The organism is Wolbachia endosymbiont (group B) of Dolichovespula media, from assembly GCF_947179505.1.
In the GTDB taxonomy this organism is placed as follows: domain Bacteria; phylum Pseudomonadota; class Alphaproteobacteria; order Rickettsiales; family Anaplasmataceae; genus Wolbachia.
In genome coordinates, this window is record NZ_CAMXBR010000003.1 from 365,326 (window position 1) to 387,276 (window position 21,951).

21 protein-coding genes are annotated in these 21,951 nt (G+C 32.9%); 8 read left to right on the top strand and 13 right to left on the bottom strand.

Annotated elements, in window-relative coordinates; all coding sequences use genetic code 11:
* Positions 1–57 precede the first annotated feature (57 nt).
* The 4 genes from OM967_RS04295 to OM967_RS04310 form a co-directional block, all read right to left on the bottom strand.
* Positions 58–987, bottom strand: a complete 930-nt coding sequence (locus OM967_RS04295; protein WP_264337678.1) for an ankyrin repeat domain-containing protein — start codon at positions 985–987, stop codon at positions 58–60.
* 179 nt (positions 988–1,166) lie between these two features.
* Positions 1,167–1,745 carry an RlmE family RNA methyltransferase gene (locus OM967_RS04300; protein ID WP_007302033.1) on the bottom strand — a complete coding sequence of 193 codons (579 nt, stop codon included), beginning with the start codon at positions 1,743–1,745 and terminating at the stop codon, positions 1,167–1,169.
* 75 nt (positions 1,746–1,820) lie between these two features.
* Positions 1,821–2,336 (bottom strand): PopZ family protein, encoded by a 516-nt coding sequence (locus tag OM967_RS04305; protein WP_211908566.1) that lies wholly within the window; start codon positions 2,334–2,336, stop codon positions 1,821–1,823.
* Positions 2,337–2,346: 10 nt separating this feature from the next.
* Positions 2,347–3,597 (bottom strand): TolC family protein, encoded by a 1,251-nt coding sequence (locus OM967_RS04310; protein ID WP_264337679.1) that lies wholly within the window; start codon positions 3,595–3,597, stop codon positions 2,347–2,349.
* A 104-nt stretch (positions 3,598–3,701) separates the two neighbouring features.
* Between OM967_RS04310 and rplM the strand changes: the two genes are divergently transcribed.
* From rplM to OM967_RS04325, 3 genes are all read left to right on the top strand, one after another.
* Positions 3,702–4,160: a 50S ribosomal protein L13 gene (gene rplM, locus OM967_RS04315; protein WP_211908568.1), complete on the top strand. Its 459-nt coding sequence runs from the start codon at positions 3,702–3,704 to the stop codon at positions 4,158–4,160.
* A 47-nt stretch (positions 4,161–4,207) separates the two neighbouring features.
* Positions 4,208–4,609 carry a 30S ribosomal protein S9 gene (rpsI, locus tag OM967_RS04320; protein WP_172793449.1) on the top strand — a complete coding sequence of 134 codons (402 nt, stop codon included), beginning with the start codon at positions 4,208–4,210 and terminating at the stop codon, positions 4,607–4,609.
* 145 nt (positions 4,610–4,754) lie between these two features.
* Positions 4,755–5,066, top strand: a complete 312-nt coding sequence (locus OM967_RS04325; RefSeq protein WP_250120057.1) for an HU family DNA-binding protein — start codon at positions 4,755–4,757, stop codon at positions 5,064–5,066.
* Here OM967_RS04325 and OM967_RS04330 read toward each other — a convergent pair.
* Positions 5,059–5,766, bottom strand: coding sequence for a pyridoxine 5'-phosphate synthase (locus OM967_RS04330; RefSeq protein ID WP_211908572.1), 708 nt, complete (start codon positions 5,764–5,766; stop codon positions 5,059–5,061). The genes OM967_RS04325 and OM967_RS04330 overlap by 8 nt on opposite strands.
* Positions 5,767–6,138: 372 nt before the next feature.
* On the opposite strand from OM967_RS04330, the gene OM967_RS04335 reads away from it, so the two are divergent.
* The gene (locus OM967_RS04335; protein WP_211908576.1) at positions 6,139–6,594 is read left to right on the top strand and encodes an Hsp20/alpha crystallin family protein; all 456 of its coding nucleotides are present in this window, start codon (positions 6,139–6,141) and stop codon (positions 6,592–6,594) included.
* Positions 6,595–7,458: 864 nt separating this feature from the next.
* Here the strand turns inward: OM967_RS04335 and gltX are convergent.
* Entirely contained in the window at positions 7,459–8,811 is a 1,353-nt protein-coding gene (gltX, locus tag OM967_RS04340; RefSeq protein WP_250120055.1) for a glutamate--tRNA ligase, read from the bottom strand.
* 151 nt (positions 8,812–8,962) lie between these two features.
* Here gltX and OM967_RS04345 point away from each other — a divergent pair, with 151 nt between their 5' ends.
* Together OM967_RS04345 and OM967_RS04350 are read left to right on the top strand one after the other, a co-directional pair.
* A complete protein-coding gene (locus OM967_RS04345) occupies positions 8,963–9,535 on the top strand; it encodes an ankyrin repeat domain-containing protein (protein WP_264337680.1) in 573 nt (190 codons plus the stop codon).
* A gap of 158 nt (positions 9,536–9,693) precedes the next feature.
* Complete coding sequence (locus OM967_RS04350; protein ID WP_250120054.1) at positions 9,694–11,673, top strand: ATP-binding protein; 1,980 nt, start codon at positions 9,694–9,696, stop codon at positions 11,671–11,673.
* Here OM967_RS04350 and OM967_RS04355 read toward each other — a convergent pair.
* Genes OM967_RS04355 through OM967_RS04380 form a run of 6 tightly spaced genes read right to left on the bottom strand, consistent with a single transcriptional unit; the run spans position 11,656 to position 16,209 of the window.
* Positions 11,656–12,651, bottom strand: a complete 996-nt coding sequence (locus OM967_RS04355; RefSeq protein ID WP_264337681.1) for a COX15/CtaA family protein — start codon at positions 12,649–12,651, stop codon at positions 11,656–11,658. The two genes, OM967_RS04350 and OM967_RS04355, sit on opposite strands and share 18 nt — an antisense overlap.
* Positions 12,633–14,222: a glycosyltransferase family 2 protein gene (locus OM967_RS04360; protein WP_264337682.1), complete on the bottom strand. Its 1,590-nt coding sequence runs from the start codon at positions 14,220–14,222 to the stop codon at positions 12,633–12,635. The genes OM967_RS04355 and OM967_RS04360 overlap by 19 nt, the downstream gene beginning before the upstream one ends.
* Positions 14,223–14,227: 5 nt before the next feature.
* A complete protein-coding gene (locus OM967_RS04365; protein ID WP_264337683.1) occupies positions 14,228–14,704 on the bottom strand; it encodes a F0F1 ATP synthase subunit B family protein in 477 nt (158 codons plus the stop codon).
* Between the two features lie 7 nt (positions 14,705–14,711).
* Complete coding sequence (locus OM967_RS04370; RefSeq protein WP_250120051.1) at positions 14,712–15,191, bottom strand: F0F1 ATP synthase subunit B family protein; 480 nt, start codon at positions 15,189–15,191, stop codon at positions 14,712–14,714.
* 10 nt (positions 15,192–15,201) lie between these two features.
* Complete coding sequence (locus OM967_RS04375) at positions 15,202–15,423, bottom strand: F0F1 ATP synthase subunit C (protein WP_143689781.1); 222 nt, start codon at positions 15,421–15,423, stop codon at positions 15,202–15,204.
* Between the two features lie 60 nt (positions 15,424–15,483).
* Entirely contained in the window at positions 15,484–16,209 is a 726-nt protein-coding gene (locus tag OM967_RS04380) for a F0F1 ATP synthase subunit A (protein WP_211908586.1), read from the bottom strand.
* A gap of 239 nt (positions 16,210–16,448) precedes the next feature.
* Here OM967_RS04380 and OM967_RS04385 point away from each other — a divergent pair, with 239 nt between their 5' ends.
* Positions 16,449–16,730: a hypothetical protein gene (locus OM967_RS04385; protein WP_250120050.1), complete on the top strand. Its 282-nt coding sequence runs from the start codon at positions 16,449–16,451 to the stop codon at positions 16,728–16,730.
* 111 nt (positions 16,731–16,841) lie between these two features.
* Positions 16,842–19,181, top strand: a complete 2,340-nt coding sequence (pheT, locus tag OM967_RS04390; protein WP_264337684.1) for a phenylalanine--tRNA ligase subunit beta — start codon at positions 16,842–16,844, stop codon at positions 19,179–19,181.
* Here pheT and OM967_RS04395 read toward each other — a convergent pair.
* A complete protein-coding gene (locus OM967_RS04395) occupies positions 19,178–21,943 on the bottom strand; it encodes a coiled-coil domain-containing protein (RefSeq protein ID WP_264337685.1) in 2,766 nt (921 codons plus the stop codon). The genes pheT and OM967_RS04395 overlap by 4 nt on opposite strands.
* Positions 21,944–21,951: the final 8 nt, after the last annotated feature.

Genomic DNA, 21,951 nt, shown 5'->3' on the forward strand with positions numbered 1-21,951 from the left:
TAAGAAACCAGTGTCAGCTACTTGAAAAGGAAGAAGGGACTTCTTCCTTCTACTTAACTACACTGTTGCGCCTAACTCTGAAGAAACTTCTGATTGTACATTAACTACATTTAGCTGGCTGACTAAGACTTGACGTTTTTTTTCAGCAATAGCCTCCTTTAACTCATCACAAGGCTTATACACTTCATACGTAATACCACCAGCAACAAGTCCTGTGAGTACAGCAGCAGCCACAGCTATCCCAGCCATAGCACCTACTGATAATGACACACCAATAAAATATGCAGAAGTAACTACTATAGCAGCTACAATAGATGTAATAATAAATATACCAACACCACAGACTATTCCTCTCATAATCGCGTCTTCAGTAACCATTTCTGCTAGATCTTTGTTACAACGACCTTTTACTAAAGGATCAGCACCTGCTTTTAATAGAGCTCTTACTATCTTGTGATGACTCTTATAAGCAGCAATACACAAAGGAGTGTATCCACATGTATCTGGCAAATTAATATCGTTAGGCCCATTAGCTAATATAGCCTCTACTATCTCCATTTTGCCTTTCTCAGCAGCACGAGATAAAGGGGTGCTTTCACTTTTATCTCGCAAATTCAAACTAGCCCCCTTATCTAATAGAGCTTCTACTATTTTTTTGTTACCTTTTTCAATAGCCAAATGTAAAGGAGCTTTTCCATATACATCTTGCAAATTAACATCTATACCTTTTACTGCTAATAGAGCTTTTACTACATTTTCTTGATTATCTAGAAATGCTACACGTAATAATGTTAATTCTTCTTTGCCATAATAATTATTATTACTAAATTTATAATTTATATCACAATTTTTCTTCTCCCATTCTTTATAAGTAGATAGTTCTCTTTCTTGTAGTTGCTTTCCTATTTTTTCAACTATGTTATTACCATTCAAATCATTTTCACGATTTACTATACTTAATATCTGTTTCAACAATTCTAAATACACATCAAACTCTCCTATAAAAATAATAATAATATACTTTAATTATTATATATCTAAGCAATAAAGTCAAGAATTTAATTAACTATCATAAATATTTAAACAAGAAAAAGGGGCTTTTGTGCGAGCGTTATTAATCTTCAGTTTAATAGGATAAGATTCGTCAACATTTCTGTAAGTACCTGCTATACAGAATAGTTGCCACCAATAAAGCCTAAACTTACTAAATACATTTCTGTAGATTCAGATCTACTTGATTTTGGTTTGAAGTATCTTACTGTTTTGAACATTTTTTTTAGCTCATTGCAGAAATCTTTATCAGACTCTCCTTGAAAAATTTTTACTACAAATTTGCCATCATGATTCAAAAAATGCTTTGCAAAATTGAGCGCTGCTTCGCATAAAAGCATAATTCTGATATGATCTAACGATTTTAAACCGCAAGATTCTGGTGCCATATCAGATAAAATTACATCAAATTTGTGATCCTTGAATTTTTCTCTTAAAATTTCAAGTTCGCTGATAATATCACACTGTATACACTCTACTCCACTAATTGCGTTTATTGGTTTTATGTCAACAGCAATCACACTCGCTCCTTTCTTAGATGCAACTTGTGACCATCCACCAGGAAAAGCGCCAAGATCAATAATTTTTTGCCCTTGTTGGAGTAGTTTAAATTTATCGTCTATTTCTATTAACTTATATGCCGAGCGCGATCTATAACCGTCCTTATTGGTTTTTTGCACATACTGATCATTCAAATGGCGATGTAGCCATCTTGTTGAAGATAATTTTCTACCTCTAGCTGTTTTTACTCTGGTCTTTATACTAATAACCTACTTATTATTGATTATATCTTTGAGCTCTTTTTCAACTACTTCTTTTACCAATGCATGTAGATACTTATTCAGCCACTCTGAAAGCTGAGGTTTTAAAAGAGATACAACTAATTCTTCAACAGTAAGATCAGCTCTTTTTTGTTGTTTATGCCGTAGTTCGCTTTGCATCTTTTCAAGCAATGTTTTAATTTCCTCCATATTTTCTTTTAAAACTAAATGCTCGTTACTTTGTTCTTGATAGCTCACTTTGTTACTACTCATTTGGATATTATTATACAAATTTTTCTCTTCTGAGTTGTAACTATTAAATTGGTTATTCATTTTCTCACTTTGGCAATTATTCTCTTCTTCACTATTTTCTTTTTCTTCGATGTCTTCTGGGTACTCCTCTTCAAGGCATAATACGTCATCATCTTCATCTATTATTTCTGCTCTATCGCCGCTTGGATTTTTACCCGATATAGCTTTTTTTATATCTTCTAGTATATCTTTTACAGATTGATTATCGCTCATACCATTAAATTTAAAGGTTTATACTATTTATCATAAAAAGCAAATTGTAAACACTAATTACATAATTGCTTTTTGCCTGAATTAGATCGGAACGTGCTTTAAATAATTCATCTTCAGTATCCAAAAGATCAGTTGTACTCTTTAAATGCAAGTTTACTTCTTGCTCAACTCCTCCTAATGCTAAAGCTGCCGCTTTTTCTGCTTCTTGACTTGCTTTAATAATAGCTTTTGCTGTCAGCACGTTATTCCAAGCATTTATAACTGCTTGTTCTATATTTTTTACTGCTTCGTAATAATCGTAAGTGGATTGTTTTGCATCCATTTTAGCTCTACTAACACCAAAAACATTAACTCCTCTTTTAAAGATCGGAATATCAAGAGTAAAGACAACATTCACATTTTCTAGTAACGTGTCTAATTTTATATTGTCCTTTCCAAAATTTTTACTTGCGCTTAGATTCAAAGAAGGAAGCCACTTGGAACTTTCAGCAATCACTTCCATTCCAGCAGCTCTTTTTTTATAAATAGCTGCTTTTAGGGACAAGTTGTTGGTTTTTGCTAACTGTAAACATTCATTTAATTCTGGTATAGAAGGTAGTTTACCATTAGTCTCGTGAAGATTATCAGCATCTTCACCAATTAAATGATAGTAAGCAATATTAGCGAGCTTTAATTCACCTTCAGCATCAACTCTTTTGGATATAGAAGATGAAAATTTTGCTTTTGCAAACAAAACTTCAGCATTAGTAACTTCTCCAAGAGAAAAGCGTTTTTTCATAGCTGACAAGTGTTCTAAAGAAACACGTTCTTTATGTTCCCCCAATTTTAATATTTCTGCCTTTTGTAAAACGTTAACATATGCTTTCACAGCCCTGAGTGCAACTTCTTGCTTAGATTGCTGAAATCTAATTTTTGCTGCTTTGAGAAGATGATTTGATCGGCTGAATGTAGCAAAAGTGCCACCACCATCTATTATTCTTTGACTTAATGTTAGACGTTTTCCAGAGTTTTGTAGACCGTTAATAATATTAAAATTACTATCGAAATTATATTGTAAATTGATGTCAGGTAAAAACCCAGCCAATCCAGAAGATTTTAGTTGTTTTTCAGCACTCTTATATTGGTAAAATCGAGACTTTATTTTTGAGCTGTTTTTGATAGCTTTGCTTATAGCTTCCTCCAAATCAATTGCATAGCAACCTATGGTACAAAAAGCAATTACAAATATAATAATCAATCGAAACATTTTGCTTTCTAGCATGTTGTTTAAGTTATTAGCATAAATTACTTTAATAATCAATAACTAATGTTGTTGACACTATCAAGCAACTTAGTATATCATAACCTACTGTTATGTATTGATATATGAAAACTTTTTTCTTAAAAGAGAAACAAATTAATAAAAAATGGCTTGTTATAGATGCAGAAGGATTAGTAGTAGGAAGGCTTGCAGCATTTGTAGCAATGTTATTGCGTGGAAAACATAAACCTGAATATACACCTCATATGGACTGTGGTGATAATGTAATCATTGTTAATGCAGAAAAGGTACATTTTACCGGAAAGAAACTTAAAGATAAAATCTACTATAGGCATACAGGTTATTCTGGTGGTTTAAAGAAAACTACTCCAGATAATATTTTAAATGGCAAATTCCCTGAGCGTGTGATAAAAATGGCAGTAAAAAGAATGCTTGATGATGGTCCTATGGCACGTAGAAGGTTTGAAAATTTGTATGTTTATTCTGGTTCAGAACATAAGCATCAAGGACAGCAACCTGAAAAAATAGATTTTGCCTCTTTAAATCGTAAAAATAAGAAATAATGGAGTAAAAAGTGAAAATAAACAATAATGATCAGCCAAAAAAGGCAATGATTGACTCACTTGGTCGTTCATATGCCACAGGTCGAAGGAAAGAATCTGTAGCAAGAGTATGGATGAAGCCAGGAAGTGGAAAATTTAGTGTTAATAAAAAAGATGATTTAATTTCTTATTTTAAAAGAGAATCAGTGTGTCAAATGATTAAAGCGCCATTCATAGTAACTTCTATGTTAGATAGGTATGATGTGTTTGCAACTGTAAAAGGTGGAGGACTATCTGGCCAAGCAGGTGCCTTAGCTCATGGAATAAGCAGAGCTTTAAGTAGTATAAGTCAAGATCTACACTCTATATTACGTAAAGGTGGATTCCTAACTAGAGATTCACGTGTTGTTGAGCGTAAGAAATATGGTCAACATAAAGCTCGGAAAAAATGTCAGTTTTCTAAGAGATAATTGTTTCATAATGGTATTTTTTTGTAAATATTATACAAGTTCTTACAAGGGTTTATGACATTTTCTCTTTTTATGACGAATTTAGTTGACTATTGGCATTAGCATAATATGCTGTTTATGTAATTTTTCAATATTAAGGTAATTTATGAGTAAAGAAGATATAGTAAACCAACTGAGTAAAGAGTGCTCTAGTCAAGGTATAGATATAACAAAAGCTAGTTTGGGTAAGCTTCATGATATTTTTATGGAAACAATCAAGAACGATCTAAATCGTAAAGGTGAAATACGTTTACATGGAATAGGGACATTCTCTACTGCTATAAGTAAGGAAAGACAATGCCGTAATCCTCAAAATGGTGAGATTATGACCGTTCCTGAAAAGAAAAGGGTAAAGTTTAAAGCAAGTCAAGCTCTTTCAAGTACTTTAAATAACAAAGAGAAAGCATCAGCTATTTAGATATAGTCATTTTCATCTTTTTAGTTACACTGTGTAAGCCATGAAATACAGCCTCGCTGATTAAAGAATGGCCTATATTAAGAGCTGAGATGTGAGGTATCTCTTTTATTCTTTTAGCATGTTTATAATTTATGCCATGCCCTACCTGGCATTCTATTCCTAGCTTATTAATGTATTCTGCAGAGTTAGTAATAAGTTTCAATTTTTCTTCTGATGGATTATCACAGTAATCCCCTGTGTGAATTTCTATTATGTCAGGCTTTCTTTCTAGCTTCTCAAGATATTTTAGTTGATTAATATTTGGATCAATAAACAGTGAGACTTTTATGTCAAAGCTGTTCATTTCCTCTATTATACCAGAAAGTTTACTGTGCATATTCACGATATCCAGGCCACCTTCGGTTGTTAATTCTTCTCTTTTTTCTGGTACTATACAAATCGAATAGGGTTTTACTTCTTTTGCTATGTTGAGCATTTCTTCCGTAGCTGCGATTTCAAGATTTAACTCAGTGCTAATGTTTTGTTTTAGATTGAATACATCCTCATCTCTGATATGCCTTCTGTCTTCTCGTAAGTGTACGGTGATAAAATCTGCTCCAGCATCAATAGCTATTTTTGCTGCTTTTAATGGATCTGGATAAGAAGCTCCACGTGCGTTGCGAAGGGTTGCAACGTGATCAATATTAACGCCCAATTTCACAATTTACCTCAAAAATTATTTATAAATTATACATATTATTAGATCTTATGCATGTCATTGTTTAATGCCATAGCTGAAAGACGGAGCTAGCAGTTATACCAATTCTCATTGTTGACAAGTCAAATAAGAAACATTCAAAATTGTTTGATTGTGGAAGTGGAAAGAGAAGTAATAAATTTGCATACACTTGCCCTTTTTTACAGTTAATCTAGTTTATAGAACTACTCGTGGTAATCCAAATAAGATTTTTTCTCATAATCAAGTTATAGTAAACGGGGAAAATTTTTCGCATCTAAAAAATTTTAGATTTAGGATTGAAATTAATAAGTGGAATGATTATGTAGTTCATGTATTAGTAAAAGGAGGTACAACATGAGTAATATAGTTCATTTAAATAAAAACAATAATCGTGATAATTTTAGTGTAAGAGGGTTACAAAGAGCCGTTGATGACATATTTGATAGCTTTTTTACAGGATGGAACCCAGAGCTTTCCAAAAGAGGCAGTAGTCTACTACCAGTTTGTGATTTTTATGAAACAAAGGAAAGCTATTGCCTATCATTAGAATTACCAGGTATTCCTAAAGAAAGCATAGATATTAGTATATCTGGCGATAGCTTAATAGTGAAGGGTGAAAAAACATGTGATAATGAATCAAAAGATAAGCAGTTTTACCATAAAGAAAGGTACTATGGTTCTTTCTATAGATCTATTCAACTTCCAACAAATGTAGAGCAAGATAAGGTATCTGCCAACTTTTTAGATGGGGTATTGCATGTAACCATACCTAAGTCAGAGAAACACATCAAGAAAATTGATGTAAAGTAACCAGTAAGTAATAGCAGGCTTCTGACCTTGAGGCTTGCTATTTTAATATCTGTTCAGCAAAGTGGCAAAATAAGGTAAACGAGAAAGACAACTAAATGAGTGTCATGAAAGTAGCTGATGCTGGCTCCCTTATGAAGGTGTCATCTTAGCACCCAGACACTGATTTTTTAATTGAAAATGTTGTCTTGTTTGTGATAAATTTTGCTCGATGCCAGTGTCGAGCACTGGCATGACATTATAGAAGCTGGAATTACAGTGTCAGCTACTTGAATGACAATATTTGCTGTGTAATTTACCTTAAAAAATGAATATTCCTACAGCTATGTGTAAGCTACTTTCATGATACTCATTTACTTGTCTTTTTTGCCACTTTGCTGAACAGATATGCAAAATATTAACTTAGCAATACAAAAAATTATCTATAGATTAGACACACCATTAGATCTTATGCATAGTCATTTTTTAATTCCATAGCTGAGACGGAGCTACTCTGCCTGCTCCCCTTATCATGAAACTGAAGTCTATATGGTACCACAGTATAATGATATAATAAAATATGAAAAAAATACCAATAAAAAAAGGCAAAAAAAGCCCGTATTAACTTTAACAATTTAAAATGATTTAATGTGAAAACCATAGGCGCCAATTGTTTTTTTAACTTAAAAATAAAAGTCAAGTATCAGGAATTCTAGACATAAACCCTCCTATATGAATAAAGAGCTAGCAAAAATAAACTTATATATTTTTTGCTGAAATTTGATTATTTGGTGAAAAAACCTGCAGGTGAAGGTAGATTTTGGATCCTAAAAAACCTTCATTCTCCACTATAATAAAGCCACCAGAGTCTGTCAAGTAATTTTTTATTTAAACTGCTCGCAATCTTTTTATACACTCATCTTTACCAAGAATTACCATGATATCGATGATTCCAGGCGCATCCATTATTCCAGTTATTGGGGCGCGTAATGAGTGGTATATATCGCTCATTTTTATATTATGTAATTTTGAAAATTCCTTAATCTGAGAAGATAAAAAATTCTTATTCCAATCTTCATCTCCTATACTCGAGAAAAATGCTGCAAGTAACTTAATTATATTGAGGTTAGACTTGACAATTCTCTCAGCTTCTTCACTAAAATCAACTTGAATATAAAATTTTGCTAAATCCAATAATTCGGTCAGATAGTTTGCTCTTTTTTTCAGCTCTGTCAGTCCCTGCAGTAAATAGCCCTTTTTTTTGTCAGTTAGAGTATTTTCTCTAAGCATTAGAGTCAGAATATCTTCATTGCTCATATTACTAATATAGTGGTTATTCAAATGCTCCAGTTTTTTGAAATCGAGCCGTGCAGGTGAACGACCGATGCTTTCTAAATTAAACCACTCTATTGCTTGCTCATCGCTAATAATCTCATCGTTGCCATGACTCCAGCCAAGTCTTAGCAAGTAATTACGCATTGCCTGTGGCAATATTCCCATCTTTTCATAATCGCAAACACTTGTAGCCCCATGCCTTTTAGATAGCTTATTCCCGTCTTCTCCATGAATTAGCGGTACATGTGCAAAGCGTGGAACATCAAAATCAAGAGCCTGATATATTAGTAATTGTTTGAAGGTATTAGTGAGATGATCAGAGCCACGTATAATATCGGTTATTCCGGCATCATGGTCATCAACCACTACAGCAAAAATATATGTTGGAGTATTGTCAGAGCGCAAGATTACTATGTCATCAAGCTGATCGCTACTTATTGTAACTTGGCCGTATATTTTATCGTCAACAACAATATTTTCTGAGTCTGGCACTTTAAAGCGAACAACAGGCTCTGCATTTGATGTCGAATGAGTACACTTATGCTTATATATTTTTCCTTCTTCTCTTGCTCTTATTTTCTTCTCCGCAACTTCATTCTCGGGGCAGTAACAATGATACGCCCTACCCTTTTCAACTAAAAGATTTGCAACCTCAATGTGCTGCTCTATTTTTTTTGATTGATATATTATTTCCCCATCATAGTTTATTCCAAGCCATTTTAACCCATCTATTATTGCATCAATTGCTTCCTGTGTTGAACGTTTTCTGTCGGTATCCTCAATCCTTAGTAAAAACTGGCCACCATGACGCTGCGCATAGAGCCAATTAAATAAAGCTGTGCGAGCTCCTCCAATATGTAAAAATCCTGTTGGTGATGGAGCGAATCTAGTGACTATACCTGGCATATTTGTCTATTGTGATAACGTAACCGATGATAACTAAAATTTGCACTTGCAACAACGTGGAACTATAGTAAATTTGAAAGATCAATTTACATTTATTTTTAACAAACTGCATTGTATAATTTAATATTAGTGAATGCAGTGAGGTGTATATATGGATAATTTATTTAAAATTGCAAGAGGAGTTGTCACAAAAGAGGATGAAAATAAATTTATTGAAGCTTGCAAGAAAAGAGTTGCTTGTGTAGCTAAGCATAGAATTGATGAAAATGGAAACCCATTTCATATAGCAGCAAGTAAAGGGTTTCTATTATCTGCGTTACAGGAGATCATAAAGTATTTAGAAGAAGATACTGAGAACAAAGTCAAGAAAGCTAAAGATTGGGAAGAAGTAAAAAGATTAGAAAAGGAACTTAAGAATAATAAGAAATATATTAAGGAAGCACTCCTCGATAAAAGCTATATTAAGGATGACGGGAAGAAGGCAGTATCACCCCTTTATTTCTTGGACCCTGCAGAGCGGAAGGAAGTTAAGCAAATTGCAGATATAAAATGTGGCTTTATATGTAATAAGAAGTTTCATATATGCTTATATATAGTAGGAGCTATAGTGTGTGCTATCACTATGGTGTGTATCTTTGTATCTTCTATTTTCGGCTTCTCAATCTCTTGCATTGGCTTCAATAGCAACAATAGCTTCTGGAAGATCTTCATATATGTTATTTAAGGCATGTAATGAAGTATATGGCCTCTATAACGAAAGTACTATAGTGACAGATCCTGATGTTATGCAACTTTTAGATAGTGGTTTAGCCCCAGTGTGAAGTATTTGCAGGTAGTAATATAGAAATTTACTTTCTTAACTTAAGAAAGTATACTGATAAGATGATAAGAAAGAAGTATAGTAAGATTTTAGTAGCGAACAGAGGGGAGATTACCTGCAGGATAATCAAAACTGCGCACAAGATGGGCATATCTTGTGTGTCTGTGTACTCAGATGCAGATGCAAATTCTGTGCATGTAAAGCAAGCAGATGAGTCAAGGCACATTGGCCCTTCGCCTGCTTATCTTAGTTACTTAAATATCGAAAAAATATGCGAAGTAGCAGTTGAAACAGGTGCCGAGGCGGTTCATCCTGGCTATGGGTTTTTAGCAGAAAATCCAGATTTTCCCCGTGCTCTGGAAAAACATAACATAGATTTCATTGGTCCAAGTGCAGAAACAATAGAAGTTACAGCCAATAAAATAACAGCAAAAGAAGAGGCAAGAAAAGCTGGAGTAAATGTAGTGCCAGGATATATGGGTAAGATCGAAGATGCTGCCCACGCAGCCATCGTTGCTGAAGAGATTGGTTTTCCCGTTATGCTCAAAGCTGCATCAGGTGGTGGTGGCAAAGGAATGCGAATTGTATATTCCAAAAAAGAAATTGAACTAGCATTTACATCAGCAACAAATGAAGCAGAGAAAAGTTTTAAAGATGGTAGTATTTTCATAGAAAAATATATAGAACTACCAAGACACATCGAAATACAAATTATTGCAGATAAATACGGCAATATAGTGTGTCTTGGGGAGAGAGAGTGCTCGGTACAGAGGAATAACCAGAAAATAATAGAAGAAACACCAAGCCCATTTATTAGTGAAGAAGTAAGACAAAAAATGTATGCTCAATGTGTTTCTTTGGCAAAGCAAGTTGATTATTTTTCAGCAGGTACTGTCGAGTTTGTTGTAGATAAGAACCAAAACTTCTATTTTCTTGAGGTAAATACGAGATTACAAGTTGAGCATCCAGTAACAGAATTTGTCACTGGAATAGATATAGTGGAAGAGATGATCAGAATTTCTTGCGGAGAAAAATTAAGATTTGGTCAGAATGATATTAAACTTATTGGCTCTGCAATAGAAAGCAGAATTTGCGCTGAAGATCCATCAAAGAGATTTTTTCCTTCCAGCGGAAGAATCAAATATTACGACAAACCAGATGAAAATGGTCATGTAAGAATAGATGATGGAGTAGCTAGCGGTTCAGAAATCAGCATGTTCTACGACTCAATGATTGCAAAAATTATAACCTATGGAAAAGATAGAATAGAGGCGATCAGCAGAATGCAAAAAGCTTTGTCTGAGTGCTATATAGGGGAAGTAATAAACAACATAGAATTTCTAGAATCCATCTTCCATAATCCAAATTTTATTGCAGCAAAGCTCCACACGAGATTCATTCCAGATCATTACCCTAGCGGGTTTCAAGGTGATTTTATTACAGAGGAATATATTAAAATATTTATTTTTATTGCACTGTATGTTCACTTAGAAAATGAGGGAAAGTATTACAGTAAGTCAATAGATGAAGCATTCATAGTGAAAATAGACGATAATGAGTACTCCGTAAATGCAAAATATCAAGATAACACATTAACAACAGTATATAACCACAATAAATACTCCGTGGTAGGTAAGTGGAAACCAAGTTACAGGTTGTTATATATAACAATTAATGATGATACCAATATAGCACTTAAAATAGAAAGGCAAGGCAGCAAATACTTTATAAGACACGCAGGTATGAAAGCTAAATGTTGTGTATTGAAACCTCATGTAGCTGAACTAAGCAAATTAATGCTAAACAACAAAACAGAAGGGATTTCAGTAGATGCTGTAAAATCTCCAATATCAGGTTTATTGGTTAAATTACACGTCAATGCTGGAGATCAGGTAGAGGTAGGACAACCTCTATTTGTTGTAGAGGCAATGAAAATGGAAAATATAATATGTGCTGAATCAGAAATGGTGATAAAAAATATCCCTGTTAAAGAAGGAAAAAATATACATGCTGGTGATTTGGTATTAGATCTGATTTCTTAAATAACGCAAGCAGTATAAACCTGATCCAAATAAGATAAATGAAAACATTTGATGGGCTATAGCAATGGCCATTGGTATATGCAGCAACAAAGTGACTACTCCTAGAATTACCTGAATGATGACAGAGAATAGCATAACATATAATGGCTTTATACTGGCATTTTTTATTGTGAGTATTGCTGTCAGAACTAATATCAGCAATGCCAATGCCCGGTGTATGAATTGCACTGTTACTCTATTTTCAAAGATATTTAGCCAAGCAGGCTGTAAGTAAAATAAATCTTCTGGAACAATTTGTCCATCCATTAGTGGAAAGGTATTATAAATTAAACCAGCATTTAGCCCTGCAACAAATGCACCGAAGATTATTTGTATTGTAACTAGGATTAAAATTATCCATATGTAACATGTAATGTTGCTATTAATTTTAATTATCTGTTTTGGTTTGATTTGGTAATCAAAAAATTGATATGACAATAATGCAAAGATAACCAATGCAAGCAGTAAGTGAAGTGCGAGCTTATAGTGACTAACATGAGGATTAGATACCAAACCGCTTTTAACCATATACCAACCGGCAAAAGCTTGTAAAATTCCAAATAATAGTGCTGTAGATAACCTTATTACTGCATTTTTAGGTATTCTTTTTTTTAGTGTAAAGTATATAAATGGTAAAATAAAAACTAAACCTGTCAGCCTTGCAATTAACCTGTGCACATATTCTATTAAGTATATGGTGCGAAACTCTTCCATACTCATACCATAATTAAATGCTTTATATTCAGGTGTAGCTTCATATTTTGATTTTTCTTTTAGCCAGTCTTGTTCACTCAGCGGTGGCAATGTTCCGGTAATTGGTTTCCATTCCGTGATTGACAATCCTGCTTTTGAAAGTCTGGTAAATCCACCAATTCCCACCATGCAAATCACCATGAGAGAGCAGAGAAAAAGCCAAATAGCTACAGGTTTTGCTTCCATAATCCATGCTGAGTTTTATTCCATTGCTGAGGGTGAATAACAAATTCCCACAAAGCTAGAAAAGCTGCAACGCTATGTAGTAGACTATAGACGGGAAAAAATATTGATACTATATAAAAATAAAAAGGCATTTTTTGTTGTCTGATAGCTATTATCAAAAAAATCAAGTTAATACCGTATACTATTATAAAATAATATAAGAATAATTCATTCAAAATTTGAGTCAGCACCAATGAAAGTAACAAAAAAGGAGTCGTGAAAAATATAAAAGCTGAGGAACCAACAAAAAGGTTTAATAGCAAAACTCCCTTAAGCCCAGTGTGCTTAAAAAGTAATTTTATATTTTTTAAATGAACGATATAAGTTTGCATATAACCTTTAATCCAGCGTGCTCTTTGTTTGATCCAAGCAAACACAGTAGTTGGTGATTCTTCCAATGTTTCTGAATCAATAATCCTGGTTTTATATCCCATTTGCGCAAGTCTCAAACCAAGGTCAGCGTCTTCAGTGACATTGTAAGCATCCCAAAAAAGCACTTTCTTTAAAATTTCCACTGAAAAATGGTTACTGCTACCACCCAAAGGTATTGGCATGTTCATTTTTTGAAATCCAGGCAAAAAATATTGAAACCAGTTCATATACTCGAGAGAAAAGAATTTTGTAAGAAAATTGCAACCAAAGTTATAGTAATTTAATTTCGCCTGTACACAAGCCAACTTTTCGTCGCCCTTATTAAATTCAATTAGTGCTTTTTTTAACTGCAACGGATCTGGCTTGTCATCTGCATCATATATTACCACATACTTTCCTCTAGCAAAGCTCATAGCATAATTGCATGACTTAGCTTTTGTTCTAGGCAGAGAATGAGGCACTTTTATTACTTCAAAATACTGTGGTAAAGTGCACTTTTCTATAGCTGCCAACATTTCTTGGTCATCGCTATCTATCACAAGCTTTACATCTAATTTTGATTTTGGATAATCCAAACTTTCAATGCTCTTAATCAATTGCTTTATAACCGCATTCTCTTTAAAAGCAGGCAATAAAATAGTATATATAGGTTCATTCATCTTATCATAATCTGCTTTTTGGTTAGAAATTTTACGCAAGCCAAAAATTTTAGTTACAAATTTGAATAAAGAACTAGAACATCCGATTATAAATATCAACATCAAAGCAAAATATGCATATTTTTTTGTCAGTGTTAAAGTTGAAATCATAACAAAGAAAGAGGAAAAAAAGATTGAACTGAGCCTAATGCTTTTAGCTGAAAAATTAGGATTCTTATAATATAAGTAGTTACTTGCAAATTCTGAAATACCAAAGTGTGAGTTAAGAAGATTTAAAATCTGTTTGCTATCTACTTTTATCAATACATATTCAATACCGTAATGAGATTCGACCCAAAGATTGATATCTTGGCTTATGTCTTCAACCATAAAAAAAGTAGTATCATTTAAATTTTGCCAAGGAATTATATTAAACTTATAGTAGAAAAGTTTCTCTTGTTCTTTGCATAAACTAGAATCAAATTTAATTTTTTCTACATTATCAGTTTGAAGTACAGGCATTAAACTTAATGCAACTTTTTGCTCAAGTCACGTGAAAACGAAGATATAACCTCACTACTACGCTTATCATCTTTACGTTCATGCATTATTTTTTTTACAGCATCAGCAGCTATACTCGCTGTGTTAGCTTGTAAATCCCCAAGAGCTTTTTCAATTTGGTCAGTAACTTTCTTCAAATTAGAATGGGCATTTTCATCTAACGTTTGATCGAGTTGCTGTCTATTATGCTTAATAATACTATTAGCCTTATCAAGTGCTTCATTCATCATTTTGTTAACTTCTACATCTAATTTTTTGTATTTTTCAGAAGATTTTTTGTAATACTCCAACATATCTTTTCTGAATTTTTCAGTTTCTTCACTTGAAAACTTGCTTTTGTTACGTTTATTGTTAAGCGCGTTTTTTATTACCTTCCTTAGCAATTTATACGAGAGGATAAAACCTACTAAAAAAGCAAGGCTTATAACTAGTAATGTAGACATAAAAACCCTAAAATTCTTTGGATACCAAATCAGCAACAAATTCCTCTTCAATCTCAGAATTAGTTAACTTAGTATAGTAAATCAAAGCAATACTAGTAGCCATTTGTTTTAATTCACTAATATACTTAGATTTAAATTGTACTACCTTTTCTTCAACAAGTTTAATCATCTTCTTGTCTTCCTCTTCCAATATATCCTTAACATTCGCTCTCATTTCTTCTACTTGAGCAAATGCATCATCTATGATTTTTTTTGCCCGTACTCTAGCTTGATTTAAAGCTGCATTATACTTGGCAATTTGCTCTTCTGTAAGTCTTAAAAGGTGAACAGAACTATTAAAAGAATCTAATATCCCCTTACTCCTAGTGTTTATTATTTCATCTAACCTTGGTAAGAACAAACAACTTACTACAAAAAAAAGTGAAGAGAAAAAAATTAAAAACCAAAAAACTTGAGAAAAGAAAGTGGAAACATCAAGCTGCGGCATGTGTCAAACACTACAATATTAATATCATCGCAATTACAAACGCAAGAAATCCCATAATCTCAACCATAGCAGCACCAACATAAACGTAAGTTTTCATTTGACCTTCCGATTCAGGGTTTCTCGCAATCCCACTTAGCATAGTAGAGAAAATATTAGCTACACCCAAACCAGCACCTAACATAGCAAACGCCATCAAACCAACCGCTACAAATTTTAAAGCTACTAAATCCATATACTACCTTTAACTATTCCTTAATAATATTATAAAATGTTCTACAGGTAAGTCAAGCACTCACTTTACTGTATCTGACAAATATACGCACGTTAATATAGTAAATATATAAGCTTGTAAAACTGCAACAAAAACTTCAAATCCTATTAGTGCAATTATAAACAAAAAAGGTGCAGGAGTAAGAAATATGTTCATATTTATGACGAATCCTGCTATCACTTTGATGATTGTATGACCTGCAATCATATTTGCTGCAAGCCTTATTGATAAACTAATCGGTCTTACTAAATAAGCAAATAATTTAATAATGATGATTATAGGTGCAAGCCACGAAGGAGTTCCTTTTGGTAGCAATATGCGTAAAAATTCTACTCCTCTTTCTTTAAAACCAACAATCGTTATATAAGTAAAAACCACCATTGATAAAGCGAAGGTAACTATCACATGACTTGTGACCGTGAAACTATAAGGAAGAACACCAACTAAATTACACGATAAAATGAAAATAAATACTGTAAATATCAAAGGAATGTGCTCCAAACCTTTGCTTCCAGTGTTACTTTCTATTATTGAAATAACAAAATCATATACATATTCAACTGCAGCTTGCAAATATCCTGGTATTACTGCACCTTTTCTTATTCCAAGGAGCAAAAACAGTACCATTAATATCACCGAGATCATCATAAAAAGAGATGAGTTGGTAAAGTTTATGTCATACCCAAATAATTTTGGTAGTTCTATTATTGTATATACTTTAAATTGTTCTAGCGGATTTAACGCCATCTTGATTTATATAATTAAACTATAATAGTAAGTAAAATATAGATTTTATAGGGTAAAGTCAAGAATTAAGATAGAAGATCCATACCATTATGGCATAAATATATCAACAAAGTATGTGATTAGAATGCTAATTATAGCCAGCGTTCCATTTAAAAATTCACTAATCTTATTAAGTTACTTAATACCTTGACTTAACATCTTATTTTAATTATAATTTAACTTTTAGTTGAGGTATTATTATGGATGGAATAGATTTTATTAATCAGCCTTTAAATTTAGAACAGGAGTTTGGTAACGGATATATCAAATTGACAGATGGTTCCTTTAACGAATACACTGGCCATTATCAAATAGGAAGCGAAATACTAGATGAAAGTCATAATATGATAGGAAACTTAACTATTGATGGTTACATTTGTAATTTCTATGAAGATAATCACAATATGAATCTCAAATTTTCTATGGAAGTAGATTTAAAAGGTGATATAGAGAAGATAAGCTTTCTTCACAAAAATATATAAAATTACAATAGCTTCTACATCACTGCTCGTGATGTAGAGGTATTCCACTACAACAAACTTTAAAAGCATCACATTTTACATTACAATAAATTTTTGTTTCTTGTTAGATAGATGAAATTCACATTATCTTGGTTATTAGAGTACTTAGAAACCAATGCCAGTTTAGAAGAAATTACTGATAAGCTAACTCACATAGGATTGGAAGTAGAAGATGTGGTCAACAATACCAAATTGGCCGAGTTTGTTATTGCAAAAGTATTAGAAGTCACACCTCATCCAAATGCTGATAAATTAAAATTATGTAAAGTAAATGATGGAAGTAAAGTTCTGCAGATAGTCTGCGGAGTAAAAAATGTTAAAGAAGGCATGAAGACTGTACTTGCACCTCTTGGTAGCACATTGCCAGAAAGCAACTTTACAATTAAGCCTAAAAAAATAAGAGGAGTGCTAAGTGAAGGGATGCTCTGCTCTGCTTTCGAACTTGCGTTGACTCAAAATGAAAGTGAAGGAATAATTGAGCTTTCTGACGATTATAAAGTAGGGGATAAATTTTTTAATTGCGATCCTGTAATTGATATAAATGTCACTCCAAATCGTGGAGATTGCCTAGGTGTTTATGGAATAGCACGTGATCTAGCAGCAACTGGAATTGGAACGTTAAAGACTTTAATCATTCCACAACTTACCTGCTCTATAAATTCACCAGTAAACGTCAAAGTTACCGACGGGGAGAGCTTTATTAGTGGAATATACATCACCAATGTAAAAAATAGAGAGAGCCCAAAATGGATAAAAGATAAATTGGAATCTATAGGAATGCGCTCCATTTCTGCAATAGTTGATATTACTAATTACATCATGATATCCTTTAATCGCCCAATGCATGCATATAATGCAAAAAAAATAGAAGGAGAGCTCACAGTACGTAAAGCAAACGATGGAGAAAAATTTATTGGTTTAAATGATAAAGAATACTCATTAAATAAAGACATAAGTGTTATTTCTGATGATAAAAATGTTCATGCAATTGCTGGAATTATAGGTAGTAAGTACAGTGAATGCACTCTTGAGACTACTGATATTTTTTTAGAGTCTACTTGGTTTGATCCTATCTCTATCACTAAATCTTCAAGGCAACTAGGCATCTCCACAGACTCAAGTTACAGGTTTGCACGTTCAGTTGACCCTAGTTTTACCCTTGATGGACTCAATCTTGCAGCCCAGATGATTTTAGATTTATGTGGCGGAGAAGTGTCAAGCATAGTGTCTGCTGGCAATTTGAATAAGGCTGATACCAAGATAAATTTTGATTATCAGAATGCAAACAAACTTAGAAGTGTATCTGCATCACCTAATGAGGTATTCGATATTTTAACAAAGCTAGGGTTTAGTATCGATAAAAAAACCGAAGGTAATTGGAATATACAAGTACCAAGCTGGAGACCGGACGTAACCATACCTGCTGACTTAGTTGAAGAGGCAGTAAGAATATACGGCTATGATAAAATAAAGGAAGAGCAACTAGCAGAAGACGTTACAGTAGAAGAAGAGACACAAGATGATTTACGCATTTTAATGACAAGCAGAGGGTTTCATGAAGTGATAACTTGGTCTTTTATGAGTGAATCAATAGCTGAAAAGTTTGGTTACTTGAATAAATTATTTATTATCGACAACCCATTTAATAATGACTTTAACATAATGAGACCAAGCATCATACCAAATTTGTTAAAAGTTACTGCAGATAATACTGCCCATGGTACACCTGATTGTGCAATTTTTGAAATTGGGCCAATTTATAATGATGAAGCTCAGTCTAAGTATGTTTTAAGCGGAATCAGGTCAGGAAATAATCTACCACGAAACCATTATAACACTGACAGGAAAATAGATGTTTTTGACGCAAAGGCTGACCTCATAACAGCTTTGGAACTTTTTAATATCAATTGTGATAATTTAGCAATAAAGAGAGCAGAAAAAGAATATTATCACCCAGGAAAATCAGGCTCCTTATCTTTTAGAAGTAAAATAGTTGGTTATTTTGGAGAATTGCATCCGAGTATATTGGATTTTTTTAACATCAAACAAAAAATTGTAGGCTTTGAGTTGATATTAGAAAATATCGAAAATTTACCTATAAGTAGAAAAAAATTTATCAATTATAAATATCAAAGTGTAAAACGCGATTTTGCGTTTATTGTAAATAAAGATATAGAAGCAGGTAGTATAATCAATATGGTGAAAAAAAGCTCAGAGCTCATCACAGAAGTTTTGATATTTGATGTATATCATGGAAACAATATAGAATCGAATAAGATGTCTATAGCATTTTCAGTTACTTTCTGCTCTCCAACTCACACTTTAACTGAAGAGGAAATCCAAAAAGAATCAAATATGATAGTCAACTTAGTGTGTAAAAATACTGAAGGAACTTTGAGAGCTCATTATTAAGCCGTAATCGCCGTTTCCTGATTTTGCTGTGTCACGTTTACTTCATCCAATTTATTTTCTATCTTGAATCCAATATCCTTGAAAAACCTATCCCACATTCCATGCAAATGCTCTTCTACTTTAGGCCAGACATCATTTTTAAATGTCGTTCCATCATCAGAAAATAAATTACCTAAAAAAACTTCAATTTCTTCATAACTTGATTGAAAATGTTGAAGAAATGTCTCTACTTCCTTATGAGTATCATGTGCCACACTCAATGCTTTCCCTTCTGTGCTATTATCTTTGTTTACAGTAGCTGACCATCCAATCACATTATAATTAAAACCAACTTTGAGAGAGTTCCAAATCCTCCACAAACCACTCTCATTATCTTTTGGTACATTATTTATTATAAGATTTGCTAATCTATCTACTAGAGGAGACAATAAATCTTGACAAAAGTGTTTGATATTATTTTTTATTTTAATAATAGGAGTTTTTATGCACTTTTCTGCCAAGTAGTACTCAAGTTCCGCTTCTTCTAATAACTTCTTAATTGCTTCTTCATCAAAAGTTTCATGCTCGAATGCTTTCAGTAAAGCATCTTCTATTATTGCAAATTTTATTTTTTCACGAGATTCTAGTTCTTCTCTATAATCATTTTTTGTTTTTTTATTTATCAACAATCCTTCTTTTTCTAATTCTAACTGTTTTAATGCTTTTAGAATTTCTTGGTTATTTTGCAAGTGCTTCTCTATTAATTTTGTACTTGGATGCTTTTCTCCTTTTCTCTTTCGCTCATCTTCTAAGTACTTATTTAAATCCTCACTTTCTTCTATTACTTCTCTTAACGATATAGGTTGATCTAAGCATTCTGCAATTTTCACTCGGTGCACATTAATCCTCTGTACTAAATCCGGCTCCTTTTCCTCTAACAGCTTACATGAATTCTCTATACCCTTTGCTTGACTTTTAAACAAATCTTGCGTTTTACGTTTCGTTATTTCTAAATACATCTTTGCTATAAAATCATTCACTTCATCTAAAGCTTCTTTTAAACTTTTCTTGCTAGAAGGATGTTTTATCTTCTTTTCTAAACTTTGAAACTGATCTATTAAGCTAAGCATGACTAATCGATCTAACTCACTCTTTGCTTTTTTCATTACTGATTTTATTAGCTTTTGCTCAACTTCTTGATCATTATACTCGAACTTAAAAAGATCCTCTGATTTCCTTTTTAAATAATCATTTATTGAGTTATTTCCCTCTTTATCATCATACATTTTTTCTAATTCTTGACGTACACTTTGATACCTTTCATGCCCTACCTTTCTTAAATTCTCAATCTCTTTTTTAGCACTATTTAGGGCTGTTCCTGTTTCTTCATGATACTTCTCTTTATAAACATCAATGATTGTCCTCTTAGCTATTTTCCCTTCTTCTTTAAGCCGTTCCCATTCTGCTTTAAATACAGGAAATTCACTATCTTCTAAGATATCTGGTACTTTTGCTCCTGCTTCTCTCAGATCTTTTATTATCATCTCTTTCTCATTTGGTAATTCCTTACCTTGACTTTCTAATTTCTGTTTCACTAAAGTATTTTTTAGCTCATCCTCCAGTGAAAAATCTTCTCCCCGTCTATTTTGCTGAAACTTAATTGCTTGTATAAAAGCAACTTGATAAGCATTTTCTATTAAGTGAGTTGTCAACTTAGAATCTATGCTACTCACCACTTTCAGCCTGAATTCACTCAATAATTCCTTCAGTTTATCATGTGTAATATCTTTCTTTTTTAGCTTCATCAGCTCTTCCATAGTTCTTGCGCATTCTTGAATCGAAGTTGCAAGCACATTCTTGATTTCACTATGTAAGGGCTTAAGACCATTTTTTAAATTGATGTTAGTTGACAATTTCAGTACGATATTGCGCTCTGAATCCCGCGTTACACTAAACCACTGATTATTTTCATTATCGCATAAATCTCTAAGTAATTGTTTAAATTGCGGTGGAAACTTTATTTTCATATCATATGCAATGCTTGACTCAGAAACCTCCATTTCATGAAAAGATACCTCTATATTTTGGTGCTTATTAGAATACTGCCCCATAGTTATTTTAAGAGCAGTAACTAAAGAGTGAGGTAAATCTCTATTTAAAAGATAAAAAGTAGCCAAAGCAACTGTTGCAGGAATAACTAAGGCTGTTAGCACAGCCACATTAACAAAAATTGCTATTGCAGCAAGAACGCCATATGCCAGTCTTTTTGGTACACTTGCCTCACTCTTTTGTGTCTTATCTTCTCCTACACCTTCTTGTGTCTTACTGTTTATTCTCAATCTATTGTATATGACCAATCCCAGCGCAGTAAAAGCAATATAAGGAAGCATTAAAACTGACAGAGCTAAATTTAATACTTTCTTCTCTGGACAAGCTCTGTTTATTTCCTTAAATATTTCACTTGACATATTATACCAGGAAGTAAAAAACTCAGAATTATAATCTTTATAATGAAATATACTGAGTGGAACATTAAAAGCAGCTATTTGTTTAATTAACCAATCCTGCTTACTTACAGCATCAAAAAACTCTTCTTCCTCTTCTGAATTAGCAAGACCTAAATCATTCCCTTCTTCTACATTAGAAACATCTTCCATAGCATCAAAAAACTCCTCTTCTTCTTCCGAAGTAACATCGGAAGTAGATTTTACTTCACCTGAACCATCACTGTTGTTATTTAAATCAATAACTTCTCTATGACCATCTGCAACAACTTGATTCATATCACCAC